Below are 20,988 nucleotides of genomic sequence, written 5' to 3'. Positions count from 1 at the left end.
GCCGTTTCGCACGCCCCGTCCGGATTGTGCCGCCTTATCACGCAGTCGACCAGCCTCTAGATCCGGGTCGTCATCGAGCGAGGAGACGGACCATGAGCGGGATCGGAACGGCGGGGACCTGGGCCCTGGGTGATCGGCGCGTGAACCGGATGGGCTACGGCGCGATGCAGCTCGCCGGGCCGGGCGTGTTCGGCCCGCCGAAGGACCGGGCCGAGGCGGTGGCGGTCCTGCGCGAGGCGGTGGCGCGCGGCGTGACCCACATCGACACCAGCGACTTCTACGGCCCCCACGTCACCAATCAGATCATCCGCGAGGCGCTGCACCCGTACCCGGACGACCTCGTGATCGTCACCAAGGTCGGGGCGGTGCGCGACGCCGACGCGTCGTGGAACCCGGCCTTCTCGGCCGAGGCGCTGGTCGCGGCGGTGCACGACAACCTGCGCCATCTCGGCCTCGACGTGCTCGAGGTGGTCAACCTGCGGGCGATGTTCAGCGTGCACGGCCCGGCCGAGGGCGCGATCGAAGCGCCGCTCTCCGTGCTGGCCGAGCTCCAGCACCGGGGGCTGATCCGCCATCTCGGGCTCAGCAACGTCACGGCGGCGCAGGTCGCCGAGGGGCGCAGGATCGCCGGGATCGCCTGCGTGCAGAACCACTACAACCTCGTCCACCGGGCCGACGACGCCCTGATCGACGCCCTCGCGGCGGACGGGACCGCCTACGTGCCGTTCTTCCCCCTCGGCGGCTTCAGCCCGATCCAGTCGCAGGGCCTGTCGGAGATCGCCCGGGGGCTCGACGCGACGCCGATGCAGGTGGCGCTCGCCTGGCTCCTGCGCCGGTCGCCCAACCTGCTGCTCATCCCCGGCACCTCCTCGCGCGGGCACCTGCGGGAGAACCTGGACGCGGCGGATCTGGACCTGCCGGAGGCGGCGATGCGGGCGCTCGACGGGCTCGCCGGCGGCGCGCCGGGCTCGCAACCAGCGGAGGGGCACTGACGCGACCGTGCGGAGCGGCAGGAGGAACCGGGACGCGCCGAGAAGATTTCGTCGGAAATCGGCCGCCCGCCAGCCAAGACGTTTCACTCCGGAGCCTTAATCCCATGATCGACGGCATCTTCTCGGAGATGATCGCACAGGAACAATGATCGTCCCACGGACTTCCCCTGGGCGAGAACGGGGCGTGCACGACGACGCCCCGGACTGCACCCGCCACGCTACCGACGGAGCAGCCCTTGACCATCTCGAGCCGCCAGGAAGCCCGCCTGCTGACTGCCGACGAGGCCGAACTCGTCGGCCGGTCGCATCATCCCCGGATCCAGGATGTCGCCGACCGGGACCTCGACGAACTGGTCCATCGCCTGCGCGAGCGCCGGGACCGCGCCCGCAGCATCGCGCATCGCCAGCGCCGCGAGATCCGCGGCCGGGCAGCGCCTTCGGGGGCGCGGCCGGCCGCGGACGATACCGGCTCGCGACAGAAGGCGGCCTTGCTCGCCTCGGCGGTCAAGCGCGCCAACAAGGAGCGGGAGCGCCGCCGCGCCGCCGAGGCGCGCGGCAGCCTGGTCTCGCACGCCCGGCGCGCCCTGAAGATGCGGCGGAATTCCGGCGACCCGGCCGCCGGCCGGCCGGAGTCGCGCACCGCGCACGAGGGCATGGCCCCGATCCCGAACGAGACCCTGGCCCCGTCCGGCGCGCTCGGGCAGGAGGGCCAGGAGATCGCCATGCGCCGCGGTGGCGGACCACGCTGACCCCTTGCCGACAGGGCCTCCCGGGCCGTCAGCCCGAGAGGCCGCGCCGCACCGACCCGATCGACGGGCGGGGGAGGCCGTTCCGCCAGCCTCGTGCCTGCGCACGGACCGGGCCCGCACGATTCGCATAATTAGCATTATGGAACGGTAGGCCGGATCCGGGCTGCCTGGGGCAGGTGCCGCCGGGCCGCGACGCCGCGGGTTTCCCTTCATGCCGACGCGGATCGCGTGCATAATGGTGTCATGACCGACCTTCTCGAACAAGCGATCGAGCGCGTCCGCACCCTCCCGCCTGAAACCCAGGATGAGGTCGCCCGCACCATGCTGGCCGTGCTCGACGACGAGCAGGGCCTCGTCATTCTGAGCCCTGACGAGAAGGCGTCGTTCGCGAAGTCCCTCGCACAGGCGGCCCGGGGCGAGTTCGCGAGCGACGAACGGATGCGGGCCATCTGGGCGAAGCACGGCCTGTGAGGCTGCGCTACACGCCCGAAGCGGCGAACGAAATCGAGCGGATCCTGGATGGAATCTCCAAAAAGTCTCCGAGCGGCGGACGCCGCGTCCTGGCTCGTCTCCAGGCAGCGACCGACCGCCTGCTTGATCAGCCCCGCAGCGGCCCGCCGACCGACCTTCGACCCATGCGGCGGACCTTGGCCAGACCGTACCTGATCTTCTATACCCTGACCGAGGACGAGGTCGTCGTCGTTGGCGTCCGACAGGGTGCCCGCGACCCCGCGACGATGCCGGATGCGCCATGACGCGCGCGACCGCCAACCTCCTCGCCGGCCTGCCGGCGTCGCCCCAGGCCGACGAACGCGTCGACATCCTCGCCCGGACGCCGCAGGCCCGCATCGAGCGCATCGTCTCGACCGGCCAGGCGAGCCCGCCGGGCTTCTGGTACGACCAGACGTGGGACGAGTGGGTCGTACTGCTCACGGGCGCCGCGCTTCTGCGCCTTATCGACGAACCGGAGCCGCGGCGTCTCGCCCCCGGCGACCACCTGATGATCCCGGCGCATCGGCGCCACCGGGTCGAGTGGACGAGCCCCGACGAACCGACCGTCTGGCTCGCGGTGCACCTCGCGCCGGCCGGTCAGCCGTCGACCTCGACCGAGAGCCCGTCATAGGCCGGCACCACGCCCGGCGGCAGGCGCCGGCGCAGGGTCTCGTAGTCGAGGTCGGTGTGGAGGTTGGTCAGGATGGCCCGGCGCGGCGCCACCTCCTCGATCAGCGCCAGGGCGTCCGAGACCGAGAAGTGGGTCGGATGGGGCGAGTCGCGGAGCGCATCGATGATCAGGAGGTCGAGGTTGCGCAAGGACGCCTTGGCGGCGTCGGGCATCGTGCTGACGTCGGGCGCGTAGGCTGCGTCGGCGAAGCGGAAGCCCAAGGCCTTCTCCTCGGGCCCGTGCTCCATCACGAAGGCGGTCGCCGTCACCGGCCCGCCCGGCCCCTCGACCGTCACCGGGGCGCCGGTCTCGAGGGCGTGCAGGTCGAGGATCGGCGGATAGAGGCTGCCCGGCCGCGAGGTGAAGCAGTAGCCGAAGCGGGCCCTGAGCAGTTCCGAGGTCGTCGCATCGGCATGGACCGCGATGCGCCGGCGCATGTGGATCACCAGCGGGCGCACGTCGTCGATGCCGTGGGTGTGGTCGGCGTGCGAGTGGGTGAACAGGATCCCGTCGAGGCGCGTCACGTTCGCGTCGAGGAGTTGCTCGCGCAGGTCCGGCGAGGTGTCGACGAGCACGGTCGTCGCCTCGCTCTCGGCGTCGCGGCGCTCGACCAGGAGCGAGCAGCGCCGGCGCCGGTTCTTGCGCTCGGCCGGGTCGCAGGCGCCCCAGCCGTAGCCGACCCGCGGCACGCCGCCCGAGGAGCCGCAGCCCAGGATGCGAAGGGTCAGGGTCGGCATGCGGGAAAACCCTCAGCGGTGCGCGGCGGCCTTGTCGAACAGGCGGTAGAAGTTGTCGGTGGTGAGGGCCGCGAGGTCGTCGGGCTCGAGGCCCAGGGTCGCGGCCAGCACCCGGGCGGTGTCGGCGACGAAGGCCGGCTCGTTCGGCCGGCCGCGATGCGGCACCGGCGCGAGGTAGGGCGCGTCGGTCTCGACCAGGAGGCGGTCGCGCGGGACCGAGGCCGCGATCGACCGGATCTCGTCGGAGTTGCGGAACGTGACGATGCCCGAGAACGACACGAACAGGCCGAGCTCGACCCCGATCTCGGCGAGGCGCCGGCCCGACGAGAAGCAGTGCAGCACCGCCCGGAACTCTCCGCGCGCCATCTCCTCGGTGAGGATCCGGCCGACGTCCTCGTCGGCCTCGCGGGCGTGGATGACGAGCGGCAGCCCGCTCTCGCGCGCCGCCGCGATGTGGGTGCGGAACACGCTGGCCTGCACCTCCCGCGGGGCGTAGTCGTAGTGGTAGTCGAGCCCGGCCTCGCCGATGCCGACGCAGCGCGGGTGGCGCGACAGCGCGACGATCTCGTCGGCGGTCACGTCCGGCTCCTCGCCGGCCTGGTGCGGATGGGTGCCGATCGTGAACAGCACCTCCGGGTGGGCCTCGCTGAGAGCCCGGTAGGTCTCGAACCGGGCGACCCGGGTCGAGATCGTCACCATCCGGTCGATCCCGGCGCTCCTCGCGCGGGCCAGCACCTCGGGCAGCCGCTCGGCGAGGCCGGGCGAATCGAGGTGGCAGTGGCTGTCGACCAGGCTCACGCCTCGCGGGCTGTCGACCGGCATCAGGCGTCCGGCTCCACGTAGCGCGGGAAGATCGGGCTCGGCGCCGGCAGGCTCGTGCCGGGCACGAGGCGCCCGTCCGGTCCGACATCGGCGAGTTTGCGCGCCTCGGGGCCGACCGCCAGGAGGTCGAGGAGCCGGGCGGCGGCCGTCGGGATGAAGGGCTGGACCAGGATGCCGACCGCCCGCAGCACCTCGGCGGTGGTGTAGAGCACCGCCTCCATCCGCGCCGGGTCCGTCTTGCGGAGGGCCCACGGCTCCTGGCCGGCGAAGTAGCGGTTGGCCTCGGCCACCACCGCCCAGATCTCGGCCAGCACCGCGTGCAGGGCGAGGTCCTGCATCAGCCCCCTCGCCTTCTCCGGCAGCGCGTCGGCGAGCGCCAGCAGCGCCCGGTCCGCGGCCGAGAACTCGCCCGCGCTCGGGAAGGGCGCGGGGATCTGGCCGCCGCAATTGCGGGCGATCATGGTCAGCGAGCGCTGGGCGAGGTTGCCGAGGTCGTTGGCGAGGTCGGCGTTGAGGCGGTTGACGATCGCCTCGTGCGAGTAGCTGCCGTCCTGGCCGAACGGCACCTCGCGCAGCACGAAGTAGCGCAAGGGATCGACGCCGTAGGTGTCGGCGAGGCCGACCGGGTCGACGACGTTGCCGACCGACTTCGACATCTTCTCCCCCTTGTTGAGGAGGAAGCCGTGGCCGAAGACGCGCCTGGGGACCGGGAGACCGGCCGACATCAGGAAGGCCGGCCAGTACACCGCGTGGAAGCGGATGATGTCCTTGCCGATGACGTGGAGGTCCGCCGGCCAGTGGCGCCAGCGCGGGTCGGCCTCGTCGGGGAAACCGCAGGACGTGATGTAGTTCGTCAGCGCGTCGACCCAGACGTACATCACGTGGGCCGGGTTGCCCGGCACCGGCACGCCCCAGTCGAAGGTGGTGCGGCTGACCGACAGGTCCTGCAGGCCGGAGCGGACGAAGCTCACGACCTCGTTGCGGCGGGTCTCGGGGCCGATGAAGTCGGGATGGGCCTCGTAATGGGCGAGCAGGCGCTCGGCGTAGGCCGAGAGCCGGAAGAAGTAGCTCTCCTCCTCGACCCACTCGACGGGCGTGCCGGTCTTCTCCGCCCGGCGGCTGCCGTCGGGTGCGGTGACGAGCTCGGATTCGTCGTAATAGGCCTCGTCGCGGACCGAGTACCAGCCGGCATACTTGGCGAGGTAGATGTCGCCGTTCTCCTCCATCCGGCGCCACAGGGCCTGCGAGGAGGCGACGTGGTCGGCGTCGGTGGTGCGGATGAAGCGGTCGAACGCGCAGTCGAGCCGCTCGGCCATGGTGCGGAAGCGCGGCGCCATGTCGTCGACGAAGGCGCGCGGGCTGATCCCGGCCTTGGCGGCGGTCTGCTGGATCTTGAGGCCGTGCTCGTCGGTGCCGGTGGTGAAGAACACGTCGTAGCCGTCGAGGCGCTTGAAGCGCGCGATGGCGTCGGCGGCGATCACCTCGTAGGCATGCCCGATATGCGGCACCCCGTTGGGGTACGAGATGGCGGTGGTGATGAAGTACGGCTCGCCCGCCACGACAGGTTTCCCGGATGAGTAGGCTTCGGATCGCGGGGCGCCTCGCGCGGCGCCCTCTCCCGAGCCTTAGAGCAAATTCGGGCAGCGGTGCCCACCCCTCCGGCGGCGTTTCCGCGCCGCTCTCACGCCCCCACCGCCCACTGGCACGGCTCGTCGGTCCGGGATTCGCGGTGGCGCGCCGCCCGGTCGAGGCGGACCGCGTGGTTGATGATCGCCATGTGGGTGAAGCCCTGCGGGACGTTGCCGCGCTGCTCGCCCGTGGCGGCGTCGATCTCCTCGGCGAACAGCCCGAGGTCGTTGCCGCGCGTCAGCAGGCGGGCGAAGAGCGGCTCGGCCTCCTCCGTGCGCCCCGCGAGCGCCAGGCAGCCGACGCGCCAGAAGGCGCAGGCCGCGAAGGTCGCCTCCGGGTGGTCGAACCCGTCGTCGTTGCGGTAGCGGTAGACCAGGTCGCCGTCGCCGAGCCCGGCGCTCACGGCGTCGAGCGTCGCGGCGACCCGGGGCGCGTGGGCGTCGAAGGCGCCGAACAGCACCGTGCGCAGGACCGCGGCGTCGAGGTCGTCCGAGCCGTAGGCTTGGGTGTAGGCGCCGACTTGGGCATTCCAGCCCTTCTCGTGGTACTCGGCCCGGATCTCGGCGGCGACCCTGCGCCATTCCTCGACCCGCTCCGGGCTCGCCACGTCGACCTCCTGCGCGATCTGCACCGCCCGGTCGAGGGCGACCCAGAGCATGCCCTTGGTGTGCAGGATCTGGCGCTTCTCGTCGCGCAGTTCCCAGATGCCGTGGTCGGGCTCGTCGCGGCAGCGGATGACGTGGTCGGTGAGGTGCCCCAGCGCCTCCGGCAGATGGTCGTTGACCTTGACCGGCGGGTCGTAGTCGACGGCGTCGAGGAAGGCGTGGAGCGCCACCAGGAACTCGCCGTAGATGTCGTACTGGTCCTGGCCGGAGGCCGCGTTGCCGATCCGCACCGGCCCGACGCCGCGCCAGCCGCGCAGGTGGCCGAGGATCTCCTCCTCCGGCACGCGCCCGTTGATGCCGTACATCAGCTTGAGGTCGCGCCCGCGGGTCTTGTCGGCGTCGCGCAGGAAGCGCAGGAACTCCGCCGCCTCGCGCACGTAGCCGAGATTGACGAAGGCCGTGACGGTGAAGCTCGCATCCCGCATCCAGACGTAGCGGTAATCGAAGTTGCGGGTGCCCGGCACCGCCTCCGGCAGGCTGGTGGTGGCGGCCGCGATGATCCCGCCCGAGGGCGCGTGGGTCAGGAGCTTCAGCACGAGCGCGCTGCGCAGCACGTCGTCGCGGTGGGGCCCGTGATAGGTGCAGCGCCCGGACCATTCCTCCCAGTACCCCTGCGTCGCCGACAGGCTCGCCGCGGCGCTCCCGACGTCGCCGTCGTCGTCCTCCCGGTGGGCGAGGACCAGCGACGCCCCCTCCCCGGCCCGCAACGCGAAGGCCGCCTCGACCCGGTCGCCGGCGATCGTCAGCGGCACCGAGGCCGCGACGCGCACGCCCTCCGGCTTGGCGAGGCGCCGGCACAGGACCGTCCCGCCCGCCTCGGGCTCGAGGGCGGCGCCGTCGCGGGCGTAGTCGAAGGTCGGGCGCACCCGGAAGCGGCCCGTCACCGTGCCGGCCTCGCAGGTGGCGAGGCGCACGATCCGGCCGTGGGGGGCGCCGTCCGGGCCCTCGTCGGGGACTTCGTCCAGAGGATGCAGCGGCATGAAGTCGGCGAGCGTCAGGGTGCCGGTCGCGGTGACGAAGGTGGTCTCCAGGATGGTGGTGCCGGGCCGGTAGCGGCGGCGCGTCTCGCGCAATCCCTCGAGCAGGATCTCGCAGGCGCCCCCCTTGTCCTCGTCGAGGAGGCGCAGGAACAACGCCGGGCTGTCGTGGCAGGGCCAGCACAGCCAGTCGATCGATCCGTCCCGGGCGACGAGCGCCGTCGTGCAGGTATCGCCGATGATGGCGTAGTCCTCGATCGGCCGGTCCGTCACGTCGCCTCGCTACCAACACAGGTTAAAGCGCGGGGGTAACGGTCCGTCGGGAGGCGGGTTTCGGGGCGCGACGGTTTGCGCCGCCCGGCCGGCCGGAGCGGCCCGGCCGCACTCATCCGGCCGGATCTGATCCAGCCTGCTCTGATCCAGCCGGATCTAATCCAGCCAGGTGCAGGCGACGGCCAGGGACGCGACGGCGAGGACGGCCCGGCCCTGGTCGCGGATGGTGACGAACAGGTTCAGCCGGTCCTGGCGGCGGGCCTCGTCGCGGGCGATGTCGGCCAGGATCCGCATGGCGTGCGCCCCGGCGGCGGCGCGGTTCGGCCACTCGCTGCCCTCGTCGTCGCGATGGGACAGGTCGTGGTCGTTGATGTCGAAGAAGTAGTGCGGCACGGGTTGCCCCAAAGGTGTGAGAGGGCTGTCGGGCCGAATGTCCCGGAACCCGCCGATCGGCCCTGCCGATCGGGGCCGCGGCGACGGTTCTCTAGGCCGGATCGGCAGGACCCGCCCTCGCAAATGTTTATCCAGAGCCGATTTCCCTCACGGAACAAACAAGTACATGAACTACCAGATTGCCACATCTTTGCTGGCGCACGCGCCGGAACCGTGCCTGCGCGGGGGTCGGCACGCCCTGGCCGACGCCTGTCGATCGCGATACGATCGCGCGTCGATCGTCGTCGGCGTCCCGACGCGCGATGATCGCGCGACACTTGCGGATGGGTTGCGGGCGGGCGGTCCGGGCCGCCTCTCGGACGGAAGGACAGCGCCCTGCGGCTCTCGCTCTACACCGACCTGTCGCTGCGCATGCTGCTCTATCTCGCGGCGATGGAGGCCGGCGCGTGGACGACGACGCCCGCGGTCGCGCGCAGCTTCGGGGTCTCGCTGAACCATCTCCAGAAGGTGGCGCGCGGGCTCACGGGCGCGGGCTACATCGAGGCGCGTCAGGGCCGGTCCGGCGGCGTGCGCCTCGCCCAGGCGCCGGCAGAGGTGCGGCTCGGCGCCGTGGTGGCGGAGCTCGAGGGGCTCGGCTGCCTCGCCGAGTGCGGGCGCGGCCCCTGCCCGCTCGCCGGGCGCTGCCTCTTGAAGCACGCCCTGGACGCGGCCGAGCGGGGCTTCATCCGCGAGCTCGACCGGTTCACCCTGGCGGACGTGCTGGCCAGCCCGACCGGGGCGGCCCTGAGGGAGCTGATCGCCCGCGAGCCCGGCGGCGCGGCGGAGCCGTGACCGCGCCCCGGGCCGCCGCTCAGGCTCTCAGGCGGCGTCGCGGGCTGCCCGGCGCTCGGCGCGCGCGGCCTGCCAGATCTCCCGGGCGGCGTCGGCGTTCATCGCCGCGATGCCGAGGCCGACCACCAGGTCGGGCCAGGGAGACAGGGTCGTGGCGGTGACGAGCCCGGCCGCCACGATGGCGACGTTGGCCACCGCGTCGTTGCGGGCCGACAGGAAGGCCGCCCGGGTCAGGCTGCCGCGCCCCTCGCGGTGGCGGGCCAGCATCAGCGCGCAGGCGAGGTTGACCGCGAGCGCGCCGAGCCCCGTCAGGGTCAGCGGCACCGGCGCCGGGGCCGCGAAGGCCCCGATCTTCTGCCAGGCGGTCCACACAGCCGCGAGGCCCGGCAGCAGCAGGATGCCGGCCATGACCGTGCCGAGCCGCGCCCGCGCCGCCGGCCGCCAGCCGAGCCCGGCGACGATCAGGAGGTTCAGCGCCGCATCCTCCAGGAAGTCGACGCTGTCGGCGACGAGCGCCACCGAGCCGATCGCCACCGCCACCGCCGCCTCGATCCCGAAATAGCCGAGATTGAGCATGGCGACGCGCTGCACGGTGGCGCGCAGGGCGGGATCGGGGTCGGAGGCGGTCACGGGCTTTGCCTCGCGGCGAGGAAGGGTTCGGCGTCTATGCCCCGATCGGCGGGATCGGGCCAGGGGATCCCGCATCCGTTCCATGCCGTGCCGGCGCCCGTCCATGCCGTGCCGGCGCTTGTCCTCGAGGCCTGCGCCGGCTTGACTGCCCTCATCCGCCGGCCACAGGCGGGAGGGAGGACACGACCATGACCCGATCATCACGGCCCCCGTCCGGGCCGGGGCGGATGCCGCGCCGGCTCGTGCTCGGCGGGCTCGCCGGTGTCGCGGCGGCCTCCGCCGCCGGAGGCGCCGGTGCGCAGACGGGAGCCGGCCTGCCGGCGGCCGCCGCGCGCCCCGCCCCGCCCCGGCTCGAGACAGAGGAGTTCCGCCTGCCCGGTCCGGAGGACGGCGTCTCGGTCTACGTGCGCAACAAGCGCCCGGCCGGCACCGATCGCTTCGCGGCCGACCGCATCCTGCTCTACGTCCACGGCGCGACCTACCCGGCCTCGACCGCCTTCGACCTGCCGCTCTCCGGCCTGTCGATGATGGACTACCTCGCGGGCCTCGGCTTCGACGTCTACCTCGTCGACCTGCCGGGCTACGGCCTCTCGGGCCGCCCCGCCGCGATGAGCCGCCCGGCCGCCGAGGGGAAACCCTTCATGCGCACCAAGGACGCCGCCGCTCTGGTCGGTCAGGTCGTCGACTTCATCCGCAGGCGCCGCGGGGTGGACAAGATCGACCTGATGGGCTGGTCCTGGGGCACCTCGACCATGGGGCTCTACACCAGCACCCACAACGACACGGTCAACCGCCTCGTCCTCTACGCGCCGCAATGGCTCTCGCGCACGCCCTCGCTCATCGGGGCCGATGGCGGGGCGCTCGGCGCCTACCGGAGCGTGAGCCGCGACAGCGCGCGGGCGCGGTGGCTCAAGGGCGTGCCGGAGGACAAGCAGGCGGCGCTGATCCCGCCGGGCTGGTTCGAGCAATGGGCCGACGCCACCTTCGCGACCGACGCCGCCGGGGCCGCGCAATCGCCGCCGGTGCTGCGCGCGCCGAACGGCGTCGTCGTCGACTCGCAGGACTACTGGCAGGCCGGCAAGCCGCTCTACGATCCCGGCGAGATCCGGGTGCCGACGCTGGTCATCCACGCCGAGTGGGACGCCGACCTGCCGAGCTACCAGGCGCAGGAGTATTTCGCCCGGCTCGCCCGCGCGCCCTACAAACGCTTCGTCGAGCTCGGCGAGGGCACCCACACGGTGATGATGGAGAAGAACCGGATGCAGTTCTTCCGCGAGGTCGCGGCCTTCCTCACCGAAGCGGATCCCCAGGCGCTGAACTGACGGGGACCGGCAGGGCGAGCGCCGCCCCGGGGTTCCGGGGCGGCGCTCGTCCGGGGCCGCGGCGACGCGCCACGCTCACGTTTCTGTCTAGTAGTGCGGCACCGTCCGGTGCTCGACCAGCGGCGCCTCCATGCGGAAGTGCAGGCCCGTCGGCTTGAAGTCGAAGCGGATGTCGGCGCCGCACTGCATGGTGAGCACCCGCTGCAGCAGGGTCGAGCCGAAGCCCTTGCGGGTCGGGGTCTCGGTGCGCGGGCCGCCGCGCTCGGTCCAGTCGAGCCGCAGGCGCCGGCCGGCCTCGCCCTGGTCGACGTCCCAGGCCACGGTGATGCGCCCCTCGGGCACCGAGAGGGCGCCGTGCTTGGCGGCGTTGGTGGTCAATTCGTGGATCGCCATGCCGGTCGGCACCGCGAGGTCGGCGGTGAGCTCGACCAGCGGCCCTTTCAGGGCGATGCGCTTGCCCGCCTCGTCGTTGTAGGGGCCGAGCTCGTTCTCCAGCATCTCCTGGAGCGAGGCCATCTGCCAGTAATCCTCCGTCAGGAGGTTGTGGGTCTTAGCGAGCGAGATCACCCGGGCCGAGAAGCCCTGGTAGAACTCGTCGACGCTGGTGGCGCCGCGCGCCGAGGCGCCCAGCAGCGCCTGCACGGTGGCGAGCGTGTTCTTCACCCGGTGGTGCAGCTCGCGGATCAGCAGGGCCTGGCGCTCGGCGGTCTGCTGGCGCTCGTGCAGGAAGGCCGCCGCCTCGCGCTGGCGCCGCCGCGCCCGCACGGCGAAGCGGGTCGCGGTGACCAGGGTGGCGGGGTGGAACGGCCGCTCGAGCAGGGTGACGTTGCCGAGGGATTCCATCAGCCGCGCCTCCGGCGGGGTGCCCCGCAGGGTGAGCAGCACGAAGGGATAGTCCGACCACGGTTCCTGCCCGGCGAGGTAGGCGGCGAGCCCGTGCCGGTCGAAGGCGCGCAGGGCCTCCTCGGTCAGGATCGCGCAGCTGCCCTCGTCGAGGCGGGCGACCAGGCCCGGAAGGTCGGCGCAGACCTCCGCCCGCAGGCCGGCCTCGTCGAGGATGCTGGCCGCCACCGCGGCGTCGCGCCCGGCCGGGGCGAGGACCAGGACCGGGGGGTCGCTCTCTCTCATGATTGTCCAGATCCCGCCGGCCCATCCCGCTCGGGGCCCGCGCCCGCCTCCAGAAGGCGGCCGTGGAAGCTCGGCACGCCCGTCAGGACGCCCCGGAACCCCGTCAGCGGCTCGCCGACACGCAAACCGTCGCGGTCGATCCGAAGTTCCCGGATGGTGTCCTCGTGCGGCCCCACCCTCTTCTTGACCACCGACACCGCCCGGCGCAAGTGCCCGTCCGCCTCGAAGAACCGGAACAGCACCACGGTGTCGCTGAGGTAGGTCAGGTCGACGGTGGCGGACATCTGTCCGACGAGCCCGTGCTGGGCCAGCACCAGTAGCGTCGTCACGCCCTGCTGGTTCAGATAGGTCAGGATCTCGTGCATCTGCAGCAGGAGGTACTGCTCGCCCGGCATCGCGTTCTGGTAGCCGGTGAGCGAGTCGATCAGCACCAGGCGCACGCCCTCGCGCTCGACCGCGTCGCGCACCATCGCGGCGAGCTCGCCCGGCGAGACCTCCGCCGGGTCGATCTGCTCGACCCGCAGGCGGGCGTCGGCGATCGGCTCGGCGATGTCCATCCCGAGGCCGGCGGCCCGGCGCCGCAGGATCCCGGCCGGCTCGTCGAAGCTCAGGATCAGCCCGCGCTCGCCGCGGTCCAGCGCCGCCGTCACGTAGGCGAGCGCGGTCGAGGACTTGCCGACGCCCGAGGGGCCGAGCAGCATCGTGCTGGTGCCCCGGTCGAGCCCGCCGCCGAGCAGCGCGTCGAGGCCGTCGTTGCCGCTGCCGAGGCGGTCGGCCTCGTAGGGGTGGCCGTGCTCGGCCGCGATCAGCCGCGGGAACACCGTGAGGCCGCCGCGGCGGATGACGAAGTCGTGGAAGCCGCCGCGGAAACGGGTGCCGCGCATCTTGATCACCCGCAGGCGCCGGCGCTCGCCGCCGTAGAGGGGCGCAAGCTGCTCGAGCTGGATCACCGCGTGGCAGAGGCTGTGCAGGTTGAGGTCGTCCTGCTCGGCGGTGAGGTCGTCGAGGAGGAGCGCGGTGGTGTCGTGGATCAGCAGGTAGCTGCGCAGCGCCAGCACCTGGCGGCGGTAGCGCAGCGAGCCCTGCGAGAGCAGCCGGATCTCCGACAGGCTGTCGAACACCACCCGCTGCGGCTTGACCCGGTCGATCTCCGCGATGGCGAGGCGCACGGTCTCGCCGAGCTCGAGGTCGGAGGAGTGGACGAGGCTCTGCTGCTGGCGCGGATCGAGGCTGAGCTCGGGGGGCACCAGTTCGAAGATCTCGATGCCGTCCAGCGACCAGCCGTGGCGGGAGGCCACCGAGGCGAGCTCGCGGCGGCTCTCGGACAGGGTGATGTAGAGGCAGCGCTCGCCGAGCCGCGCGCCGTCGAGGAGGAATTGCAGCGCGAGCGTGGTCTTGCCCGAGCCCGGCCGCCCCTCGACCAGGTGGGCGCGGTTGGCGGCGAAGCCGCCCTCCAGGATGGAGTCGAAGCCCGGCACCCCAGTCGGGATCGGGGCCGCGTCGTCGGTGGGGGCAGGCACGGGATCGGGCATGGACGGCAGGCTGCTTGTCGGGTGGGGTGCCGGCCCGCTCGGCGTCCGGCGCAGATGCCCCGGCTTGTGGCAAAGAAATGCGGCGAGAACAAAGGGCTTGTGCGTCGAGGATCCCGCGCCGGGCGGGACGCGCACGGCGCGGGACGCATGGTGGGGACCGCGCGGTGCGGGGAAAAAGCGCGCCCTGCCCCTTGACGCGGCGGGGGTTCGCCCGCATGTGGCCCTCATCCGCGGATGGTCGACGAATCGGCCGTGCGCGGCATCACCGGAATCCCTGATCCCCCATGCCCAGCGACAGTAGTCGACGGACCGCGCCGCCTCGGTACCGCCTCGCGTGACCCGCGCCTGATCGCTGATCGGGCTCGCCCGCGACCGGCGCCGATGCGGCCGGTCGAACGAGGTGAGCCATGACCCTGATGACGATGCGCGCCCGCTCCGGCGCCGCCGCCACCCGCGACCGCAGCGTCGTGACCGTGCTGCTTCTCATGCTGGCCCTGGTCTTCGGACCCGCCATCGGCCTCCACGTGGCCGTCAACCTGTTCGGCCACGGGCCTGCGCCGGACGGCCTGGCCGCCGCGTCCGGCGCCGTCGAGGCACCCCGGGGCGTCCGGGGTTAGGCCGCCCCCCGCCCCCGCAGGATCAGGACCGCGCCGGCGACGAGCAGCGCGGCCCCGATCCAGGTCTCCACGCCGAGAGCCCCGCGGCGGCCGGTCAGGCCCGCCGCGTCGCCGGCGATCCCCGCCGCCAGCTGACCCGCCACCACCAGCGCCACCGTGACGGTCGCCCCCTGCTGGCGGTAGCCGTAGAGGCTCGCGGCCACGACCAGCGTGCCGAGGAGCCCCGGCACCAGGAACCACGGCTCCGCCCGCTCGATCAGGCGCAGCGGGAAGGCCGGCCCGCTGCGCCAGGCCTCGACGAGGCCGAGCAGCGACAGCCCGACCAGCGAGTTGCACAGGAGCGCCCCGGTCAGCCCGGTTCCCCGCGCCACGATCGCCCCCATCAGGGCGTTCTGCAAAACCAGCGCCGCCCCGGCGACGAGGCAGAGGAGAGCCGCGCCGGTCATCGGGCGGCTCGGGTCGGTGAGAGGGGGCGCCGGGTCGGCATGATGCGGCTCCTGTCGTGCCGCAATCATCTCCTATGATGGATGAATGTCAAATATCGGAGATGGAACAGGCGTGGACAACGCCGCTCCTCGGGAGGGCGGATGGCCCTGGATGCTGCCCCCGGCACGCGGCATCCCGGAGCGGCAAGGAACCATGAGGGCCGGTACGCTCCCCGACCCCGTGAAACGCGCGCCGAGGGCTCCTCGGAAGGGGGCTCCTCGCGGGCGCCGGGATGGACCTGCAACCGGACCGGTATGAGCGGCCGGTTCCCGATGGTCCCCGCAGGTGCGGGGATGCACGGCCCGTCCGGACTTGGGCCCGTCCGGACTTGGGGACGATCCGCTTCCCTCTCACACCTTCCCGCGCCCGCCGAAACCCGCTACCCCTCCGAGTCATGCCGACCCAATCTCCCTCGCCCGCCCCCGCCGCCCCCGTCACCGTGACGGCCGGCGCCGTCCGCTTCGGCAACCACCTGCCGCTGAGCCTGATCGCCGGCCCCTGCGCCCTGGAGAGCCGGAGCCACGCCCTCGAGGTCGCGAGCGCCCTCAAGGAGATGACGGCGGCTCTCGGGCTCGGCCTCGTCTTCAAGTCGTCGTTCGACAAGGCGAACCGCACCTCGGCCGGGTCGAGCCGGGGCCTCGGCCTCGAACAGGCGTTGCCGATCTTCGCCGAGATCCGCGAGAGCCTGGGGCTCCCGGTCGTCACCGACGTGCACGAGGCCGGCCACTGCGCGGCGGCGGCCGAGGCCGTCGACATCCTGCAGATCCCCGCCTTCCTGTGCCGTCAGACCGACCTCCTGCTCGCGGCCGCCGCCACCGGCCGGGTCGTCAACGTGAAGAAGGGGCAGTTCCTCGCCCCCTGGGACATGGCCCACGTGGCCGCCAAGATCACCGGCGCGGGCAACCCCGACGTGCTGCTGACCGAGCGCGGCGCCTCCTTCGGCTACAACACGCTCGTTTCGGACATGCGCGCCCTGCCGATCATGGCGCAGGTGAGCGGCGGCCTGCCGGTGGTGTTCGACGCCACCCACTCGGTGCAGCAGCCCGGCGGCCAGGGCGCCACCTCCGGCGGCCAGCGCGAATTCGTGCCGGTGCTGGCCCGGGCCGCGGTGGCGGTCGGCGTCGCCGGCGTGTTCATCGAGACCCACCAGGATCCCGACCGGGCGCCCTCCGACGGGCCCAACATGGTCCCCTTGCGGCAGATGCCGGCCCTGCTCGCCGAGCTCCAGGCCTTCGACCGGCTGGCCAAGGCCCGACATGCGGAGGGGACCGGCGGCTGACGGGGCGGCGGCGATGCAGGCCGCGAGCGATTCCCCGTCCCGCCTGATCGCCGTCCTGGCCGCCGGGGGCTTCGCCAGCACCTTCGCGGGGCGGGTGGTCGAGCCGCTCGTCGGCGTGCTCGCCCGGGACCTCGCGAGCCCGCCCGCCACCGTGGCGCTCCTCTCCACCGCCTTCGCGCTGCCCTACGCGCTGATCCAGCCGGTGCTCGGGCCGGTCGGCGACGCGCTCGGCAAGGAGCGGGTGGTGGTGGCCTGCCTGTTCGTGCTCACCCTGGCGCTCGCGGCCTGCGCGGCGGCGGGCGACATCGGCACCCTGTTCGGCCTGCGCATGCTCGCGGGCGCGGCGGCCGGCGGGGTGATCCCGCTCTCGCTCGCCATGATGGGCGACCGCATCCCGATGGAGCGGCGCCAGGTCGCGATCGGCCGCTTCCTCGTCGCGGTGATCCTCGGGCAGCTCTCCGGCTCCACGATCGCCGGGCTGATCGAGGGCGCGATCGGCTGGCGCGGCGTGTTCTGCCTCGCCGCCGGGGTCGGGGGCCTGGGCCTTCTCGGCGTCGCCCTCGGCTTCGCCCGGCGCCTGCGCGCCGCCGGCGGGCGCTTCGCCCTCGCGCCGGCGCTCTCGCGCTACCGCGCCATCCTGCGCAACCCCCGCGCCCGGGTGCTGTTTTCCGCCGTCTTCGTCGAGGCGATCGCGGTGTTCGGCATCTTCCCGCACCTCGCCCACCTGATCGAGGCGCGCGGCGAGGGCGGGCCCAAGGAGGCCGGCCTCGTGCTCGCGGGCTTCGCCGCCGGGGGCCTGGCCTACTCCCTCGCCGTCGGGCTGCTCCTGCGCTTCCTCGGCCAGACGCGGATGCTGATGGCCGGCGGCGCGGTCTCGGGCGCCGCCCTGATGATCGTCGGGCTCGCCGGCTCGTGGCAGGCCGATTGCGCGGCCCTCGTGGCGCTCGGGCTCGGCTTCTACATGCTGCACAACACCTTCCAGGTGCAGGTGACCGAGGTGGCGCCGGAGGCCCGGGCCTCGGCGGTGGCGCTGCACGCCTTCTCGTTCTTCTGCGGCCAGGCGATCGGCGTCGCGGTGCTGGGCCTCGGCCTCGAAACCCTCGGCCAGCTGCCGGCGTTGGGCGTGTGCGCCGCCGCGATCCTGGTCCTCGGGCTCGTCACCGCCCGCCGGCTGGCCCGCCCGGGCTGACGATCCGCCCGCGGGGCAAGTTCATCCGGAGTTCAGGCGGCCCGCGGCAGGATCAGCATCAGTCATGCCCCCCGTTGCGGCAGCCGGAGCACCGGTTCGTCGCAGCGCAGGCGGGCGGGCCCGGGCGGAACGATTACGGGAACCGACGATTCTCGGAACCCTTGCCGGCCGAGGTCGTTATCCGGGTCATATGGCTTGAACGAAAACAGGAGATCAACGATGCGCAAGCTGGCGATCATCCCGGCCCTCGCCGTCGCCCTCGGCGCCATGTCCACCGTCGCGCCCTCGCCGGCGCAGGCTCAAGGCTGGCGCGGCCACGGCTACGGCCATGGTGGATACGGTCACGGGTATGGCCGCGGCTATGCCGGCCGGCCCTACGCCTATGGCGGCCGTCGCCGCGGCATCTCGCCGGGCGCCGCGGTCGGCCTCGGCATCGCGGGTGCGGCGGTCGGCGCGATCGGTGCGGCCGCCGCGGCCGATGCGGCCCGCCGCAACGGCTACGGGTATGGCTACGGCGCCCCGGCCCCGGCCTACGGGTACGGCTACTGAGGCCTGACGCGAACGTGAATCCGAGAGAGGCGGCCGGGGCGACCCGGCCGCCTTTTCTTCGTGCGCCTCAGCCGCGCGCCCGGTACGGCGGCACGCCCTGGTCGGGCAGCCAGACCGAGGCCGGCGGGGTGCCGGTCTGCCAGAACACGTCGATCGGGATGCCGCCGCGCGGGTACCAGTAGCCGCCGATGCGCAGGTAGCGCGGCTCCAGGAGCGCGGTCAGCCGGCGGCCGATGCCGACGGTGCAATCCTCGTGGAAGGCGCCGTGATCGCGAAAGCTGTGCAGGTAGAGCTTCAGCGACTTCGACTCGACCAGCCACCGGTCCGGCACGTAGTCGATCACCAGGATGGCGAAGTCGGGCTGGCCGGTGACCGGGCAGAGCGAGGTGAATTCCGGCGCGGTGAAGCGGGCGCAGTAATCGGTGTCCGGGTGCGGGTTCGGCACGCGGTCGAGCTGGGCCTCCTCGGGCGAGCGCGGCTGGGCGGTGGGCTGCCCGAGCTGCCGGGCGTGTTGCGTCATGTCTTGGGTCATGCCGCCCTCATAGACCCGCGCGGGCCCGCGCGAAACCGCCGGCCTTGCGCAGGACGAGCCCGGGCCGCCGTCCGCGCACCCGGCGCTCTTCCCCAGCACCGGACCCTTGGGCGGCTTGCCGCAGGCGGCATCTTGGCCGATAAGCCGCGCGAACCCTCAGAGCCTGCCCGAGAGATCCCTCTCATGACCGCGATCACCAACATCGCCGCCCGCCAGATCCTCGACAGCCGGGGCAATCCCACCGTCGAGGTCGACGTCCTCCTGGAGGACGGCTCCTTCGGCCGCGCCGCCGTTCCCTCGGGCGCCTCGACCGGCGCGCACGAGGCGGTGGAGCTGCGCGACGGCGACAAGTCCCGCTACGGCGGCAAGGGCGTGCTGAAGGCGGTCGAGGCCGTCAACGGCGAGATCCTGGACGCGATCGGCGGCATGGACGCCGAGGAGCAGGCCGCCATCGACGAGGCGATGATCGAGCTCGACGGCACGCCCAACAAGGCGCGGCTCGGCGCCAACGCGATCCTGGGCGTCTCGCTCGCCGTCGCCAAGGCCGCCGCCGAGGCCTCCGGCCTGCCGCTCTACCGCTACGTCGGCGGCACCCAGGCCCGGATCCTGCCGGTGCCGATGATGAACATCATCAACGGCGGGGCGCATGCCGACAACCCGATCGACTTCCAGGAATTCATGATCATGCCGGTGGGCGCCGACTCGCTCGCCGAGGCGGTGCGCTGGGGCGCCGAGGTGTTCCACACCCTCAAGGGCGCCCTGAAGAAGGCCGGCCACAACACCAACGTGGGCGACGAGGGCGGATTCGCCCCCAACCTCCCCTCGGCGGAAGCCGCGCTCGACTTCGTCATGGACTCGATCCGCGCCGCCGGCTTCGAGCCCGGCCGCGACATCGTGCTGGCGCTCGACTGTGCCGCCACCGAGTTCTTCAAGAACGGGTCGTACGTCTACGAGGGCGAGGGCCAGACCCGCGACCCGCAGGCCCAGGCCGCCTATCTCGCCAAGCTCGTCGACGCCTACCCGATCCTGTCGATCGAGGACGGCATGTCCGAGGACGACTGGGCCGGCTGGAAGGCGCTCACCGACGCCGTCGGCGACCGCTGCCAGCTCGTCGGCGACGACCTGTTCGTGACCAACGTCGCGCGCCTGTCGGAGGGCATCGCCAAGGGCACGGCGAACTCGATCCTGGTGAAGGTCAACCAGATCGGCTCGCTCACCGAGACCCTGGCCGCCGTCGACATGGCCCACCGCGCCGGCTACACCGCGGTGATGTCGCACCGCTCCGGCGAGACCGAGGACGCGACCATCGCCGACCTCGCCGTCGCGACCAATTGCGGGCAGATCAAGACCGGCTCGCTCGCCCGCTCGGACAGATTGGCCAAGTACAACCAGCTCATCCGCATCGAGGAGGGCCTCGGCTCGCAGGCCCGCTACCTCGGCCGCAATGCGCTGAAGATCGGCTGATCTTGCCGGTGGAGGGGCTCGAACGCCCCTCCCCGCGCTTGAGAGAAACTCACGCGTCGCAGGCCGCCTCCGGGCGGCCTTTTCGTTGGGCGAACCGCGGGAGCCGCGGCGCGAAGACCACGGCGTTGCCGGCGAGCACCAGGGCGAAGCCGAGACCGGCGAGCGGCGTCACCCGGTAGCCTTCCGCGAAGACCGAGATCGTGAGCGCCACGACCGGGAACAGCACGGTCATGTAGGCGGCCTTCTCGGGCCCGATCCGGTGCACCACCGTCAGGTAGGCGGTGAAGCCGATCACCGAGCCGGGAATCGCCAGGTAGAGAAGTGCCCCCAGGTAGGCCGGCGACGGATCGAAGCCGAACGGCACGCCGCGCAAGGCGGCGACCGTCGCCACCAGGGCGGCCCCGTAGAGCATGCCCCAGGCGTTCACCGTGGCGACCGGGAGCCCATGGCGCTGGTTGCGCGCCGAGACGAGGTTGCCGGCCGAGAAGAACCAGGTGCCGAGGAGAGCCAGGCCGAGGCCGATCGCGGTGTCGCGGTCGAGGGCCGTGCTCACCAGCGTGTCGCGGAACAGGCAGGCGATGCCGAGGAGCCCGATCACCGCCCCGGCGAGCACCCGGGGGGCCGGGCGGCGGCGGTGAAACAGGTACGCGTTGGCGACGTTGAACACGGTGGCGGCCGAGAACACCACCGAGACGATCCCGCTCGGGATCGAGCGCGTGGCGAGGTAGAAGCAGGCGAAGTTGCACGAGAACAGGCAGAGCGCCTGCAGCAGCACGAAGGGCTGGTGCCGCCACGGGATGGCCTTGAGGCGCCCGGTGACGGCCAGTGCGCCGGCGAGCACGAGGCCGGCCAGCGCGAAGCGGTAGGCGATCGACGCCTCGGGGGCGACGGGGCCGAGCTGGTGCTTGATGGCGATCCAGGTCGTGCCCCAGATGAGCACGGTGAGGGCGTACAGGAAGGCGGTCACGGCGTTTTCGATGTCCGGTCGGGTGCGTGTCCCCGGCATAGGCGCTGCCGGCCCGGCCGGCTT

Annotated in this window: 23 protein-coding genes; 12 read left to right on the top strand and 11 right to left on the bottom strand. The window is 72.6% G+C overall.

Annotated elements, in window-relative coordinates:
* Nucleotides 1–92 precede the first annotated feature (92 nt).
* The 5 genes from DK419_RS25545 to DK419_RS25525 all read left to right on the top strand — a co-directional run bounded on the left by DK419_RS25545 (nt 93) and on the right by DK419_RS25525 (nt 2,864).
* The gene (locus tag DK419_RS25545) at nt 93–992 is read left to right on the top strand and encodes an aldo/keto reductase family oxidoreductase (protein WP_109961568.1); all 900 of its coding nucleotides are present in this window, start codon (nt 93–95) and stop codon (nt 990–992) included.
* 236 nt (nt 993–1,228) lie between these two features.
* Nucleotides 1,229–1,741: a hypothetical protein gene (locus DK419_RS25540; protein WP_109961567.1), complete on the top strand. Its 513-nt coding sequence runs from the start codon at nt 1,229–1,231 to the stop codon at nt 1,739–1,741.
* A gap of 243 nt (nt 1,742–1,984) precedes the next feature.
* Nucleotides 1,985–2,212: a hypothetical protein gene (locus tag DK419_RS25535; RefSeq protein ID WP_109961566.1), complete on the top strand. Its 228-nt coding sequence runs from the start codon at nt 1,985–1,987 to the stop codon at nt 2,210–2,212.
* Nucleotides 2,209–2,496, top strand: coding sequence for a type II toxin-antitoxin system RelE/ParE family toxin (locus tag DK419_RS25530; RefSeq protein WP_245442714.1), 288 nt, complete (start codon nt 2,209–2,211; stop codon nt 2,494–2,496). Before DK419_RS25535 ends, DK419_RS25530 begins: the two co-directional genes overlap by 4 nt.
* Nucleotides 2,493–2,864, top strand: coding sequence for a cupin domain-containing protein (locus DK419_RS25525; RefSeq protein ID WP_109961564.1), 372 nt, complete (start codon nt 2,493–2,495; stop codon nt 2,862–2,864). The genes DK419_RS25530 and DK419_RS25525 overlap by 4 nt, the downstream gene beginning before the upstream one ends.
* On the opposite strand, the gene DK419_RS25520 is transcribed toward DK419_RS25525, so the two are convergent.
* The 5 genes from DK419_RS25520 to DK419_RS25500 all read right to left on the bottom strand — a co-directional run bounded on the left by DK419_RS25520 (nt 2,831) and on the right by DK419_RS25500 (nt 8,399).
* A complete protein-coding gene (locus DK419_RS25520; protein ID WP_109961563.1) occupies nt 2,831–3,640 on the bottom strand; it encodes an MBL fold metallo-hydrolase in 810 nt (269 codons plus the stop codon). The two genes, DK419_RS25525 and DK419_RS25520, sit on opposite strands and share 34 nt — an antisense overlap.
* A 12-nt stretch (nt 3,641–3,652) precedes the next feature.
* Nucleotides 3,653–4,462 carry a TatD family hydrolase gene (locus tag DK419_RS25515; protein WP_109961562.1) on the bottom strand — a complete coding sequence of 270 codons (810 nt, stop codon included), beginning with the start codon at nt 4,460–4,462 and terminating at the stop codon, nt 3,653–3,655.
* On the bottom strand, nt 4,462–6,021 hold the full coding sequence (metG, locus tag DK419_RS25510; protein WP_109961561.1) for a methionine--tRNA ligase: 1,560 nt from the start codon (nt 6,019–6,021) through the stop codon (nt 4,462–4,464). The genes DK419_RS25515 and metG overlap by 1 nt, the downstream gene beginning before the upstream one ends.
* Before the next feature lie 122 nt (nt 6,022–6,143).
* Nucleotides 6,144–8,006, bottom strand: coding sequence for a glycoside hydrolase family 15 protein (locus DK419_RS25505; RefSeq protein WP_109961560.1), 1,863 nt, complete (start codon nt 8,004–8,006; stop codon nt 6,144–6,146).
* A 156-nt stretch (nt 8,007–8,162) separates the two neighbouring features.
* Nucleotides 8,163–8,399 carry a DUF6894 family protein gene (locus DK419_RS25500; RefSeq protein ID WP_109961559.1) on the bottom strand — a complete coding sequence of 79 codons (237 nt, stop codon included), beginning with the start codon at nt 8,397–8,399 and terminating at the stop codon, nt 8,163–8,165.
* 411 nt (nt 8,400–8,810) lie between these two features.
* On the opposite strand from DK419_RS25500, the gene DK419_RS25495 reads away from it, so the two are divergent.
* Nucleotides 8,811–9,230, top strand: coding sequence for an RrF2 family transcriptional regulator (locus DK419_RS25495; RefSeq protein WP_109961558.1), 420 nt, complete (start codon nt 8,811–8,813; stop codon nt 9,228–9,230).
* A gap of 27 nt (nt 9,231–9,257) precedes the next feature.
* Here the strand turns inward: DK419_RS25495 and DK419_RS25490 are convergent, their stop codons facing one another.
* Nucleotides 9,258–9,806, bottom strand: a complete 549-nt coding sequence (locus DK419_RS25490; protein ID WP_245443064.1) for a cation efflux transmembrane domain-containing protein — start codon at nt 9,804–9,806, stop codon at nt 9,258–9,260.
* A 242-nt stretch (nt 9,807–10,048) separates the two neighbouring features.
* Here DK419_RS25490 and DK419_RS25485 point away from each other — a divergent pair, with 242 nt between their 5' ends.
* Nucleotides 10,049–11,182, top strand: coding sequence for an alpha/beta hydrolase (locus DK419_RS25485; protein ID WP_109961557.1), 1,134 nt, complete (start codon nt 10,049–10,051; stop codon nt 11,180–11,182).
* 87 nt (nt 11,183–11,269) lie between these two features.
* Here the strand turns inward: DK419_RS25485 and DK419_RS25480 are convergent, their stop codons facing one another.
* Complete coding sequence (locus DK419_RS25480) at nt 11,270–12,310, bottom strand: sensor histidine kinase (RefSeq protein WP_109961556.1); 1,041 nt, start codon at nt 12,308–12,310, stop codon at nt 11,270–11,272.
* Nucleotides 12,307–13,842, bottom strand: a complete 1,536-nt coding sequence (locus DK419_RS25475) for an ATPase domain-containing protein (protein WP_167450848.1) — start codon at nt 13,840–13,842, stop codon at nt 12,307–12,309. The genes DK419_RS25480 and DK419_RS25475 overlap by 4 nt, the downstream gene beginning before the upstream one ends.
* A 407-nt stretch (nt 13,843–14,249) precedes the next feature.
* Between DK419_RS25475 and DK419_RS25470 the strand changes: the two genes are divergently transcribed.
* A complete protein-coding gene (locus tag DK419_RS25470; protein ID WP_109961555.1) occupies nt 14,250–14,459 on the top strand; it encodes a hypothetical protein in 210 nt (69 codons plus the stop codon).
* Here DK419_RS25470 and DK419_RS25465 read toward each other — a convergent pair.
* Nucleotides 14,456–14,905, bottom strand: coding sequence for a DMT family transporter (locus tag DK419_RS25465; RefSeq protein ID WP_162561403.1), 450 nt, complete (start codon nt 14,903–14,905; stop codon nt 14,456–14,458). The two genes, DK419_RS25470 and DK419_RS25465, sit on opposite strands and share 4 nt — an antisense overlap.
* A 434-nt stretch (nt 14,906–15,339) precedes the next feature.
* On the opposite strand from DK419_RS25465, the gene kdsA reads away from it, so the two are divergent.
* From kdsA to DK419_RS25450, 3 genes are all read left to right on the top strand, one after another.
* Entirely contained in the window at nt 15,340–16,224 is an 885-nt protein-coding gene (kdsA, locus tag DK419_RS25460; RefSeq protein WP_109961553.1) for a 3-deoxy-8-phosphooctulonate synthase, read from the top strand.
* On the top strand, nt 16,202–17,413 hold the full coding sequence (locus tag DK419_RS25455; protein ID WP_425352616.1) for an MFS transporter: 1,212 nt from the start codon (nt 16,202–16,204) through the stop codon (nt 17,411–17,413). The genes kdsA and DK419_RS25455 overlap by 23 nt, the downstream gene beginning before the upstream one ends.
* A gap of 219 nt (nt 17,414–17,632) precedes the next feature.
* A complete protein-coding gene (locus DK419_RS25450; RefSeq protein ID WP_109961551.1) occupies nt 17,633–17,962 on the top strand; it encodes a hypothetical protein in 330 nt (109 codons plus the stop codon).
* A gap of 67 nt (nt 17,963–18,029) precedes the next feature.
* Here DK419_RS25450 and queF read toward each other — a convergent pair whose 3' ends face one another.
* Nucleotides 18,030–18,482, bottom strand: a complete 453-nt coding sequence (queF, locus tag DK419_RS25445; RefSeq protein WP_109962499.1) for a preQ(1) synthase — start codon at nt 18,480–18,482, stop codon at nt 18,030–18,032.
* Between the two features lie 195 nt (nt 18,483–18,677).
* On the opposite strand from queF, the gene eno reads away from it, so the two are divergent.
* The gene (gene eno, locus DK419_RS25440; RefSeq protein WP_109961550.1) at nt 18,678–19,958 is read left to right on the top strand and encodes a phosphopyruvate hydratase; all 1,281 of its coding nucleotides are present in this window, start codon (nt 18,678–18,680) and stop codon (nt 19,956–19,958) included.
* Nucleotides 19,959–20,007: 49 nt separating this feature from the next.
* On the opposite strand, the gene DK419_RS25435 is transcribed toward eno, so the two are convergent.
* Nucleotides 20,008–20,925, bottom strand: coding sequence for a DMT family transporter (locus DK419_RS25435; protein WP_109961549.1), 918 nt, complete (start codon nt 20,923–20,925; stop codon nt 20,008–20,010).
* Between the last annotated feature and the right edge of the window lie 63 nt (nt 20,926–20,988).

It is taken from the genome of Methylobacterium terrae, from assembly GCF_003173755.1.
In the GTDB taxonomy this organism is placed as follows: Bacteria; Pseudomonadota; Alphaproteobacteria; order Rhizobiales; family Beijerinckiaceae; genus Methylobacterium; species Methylobacterium terrae.
This window is presented reverse-complemented; position numbering and strand designations above follow the sequence as displayed.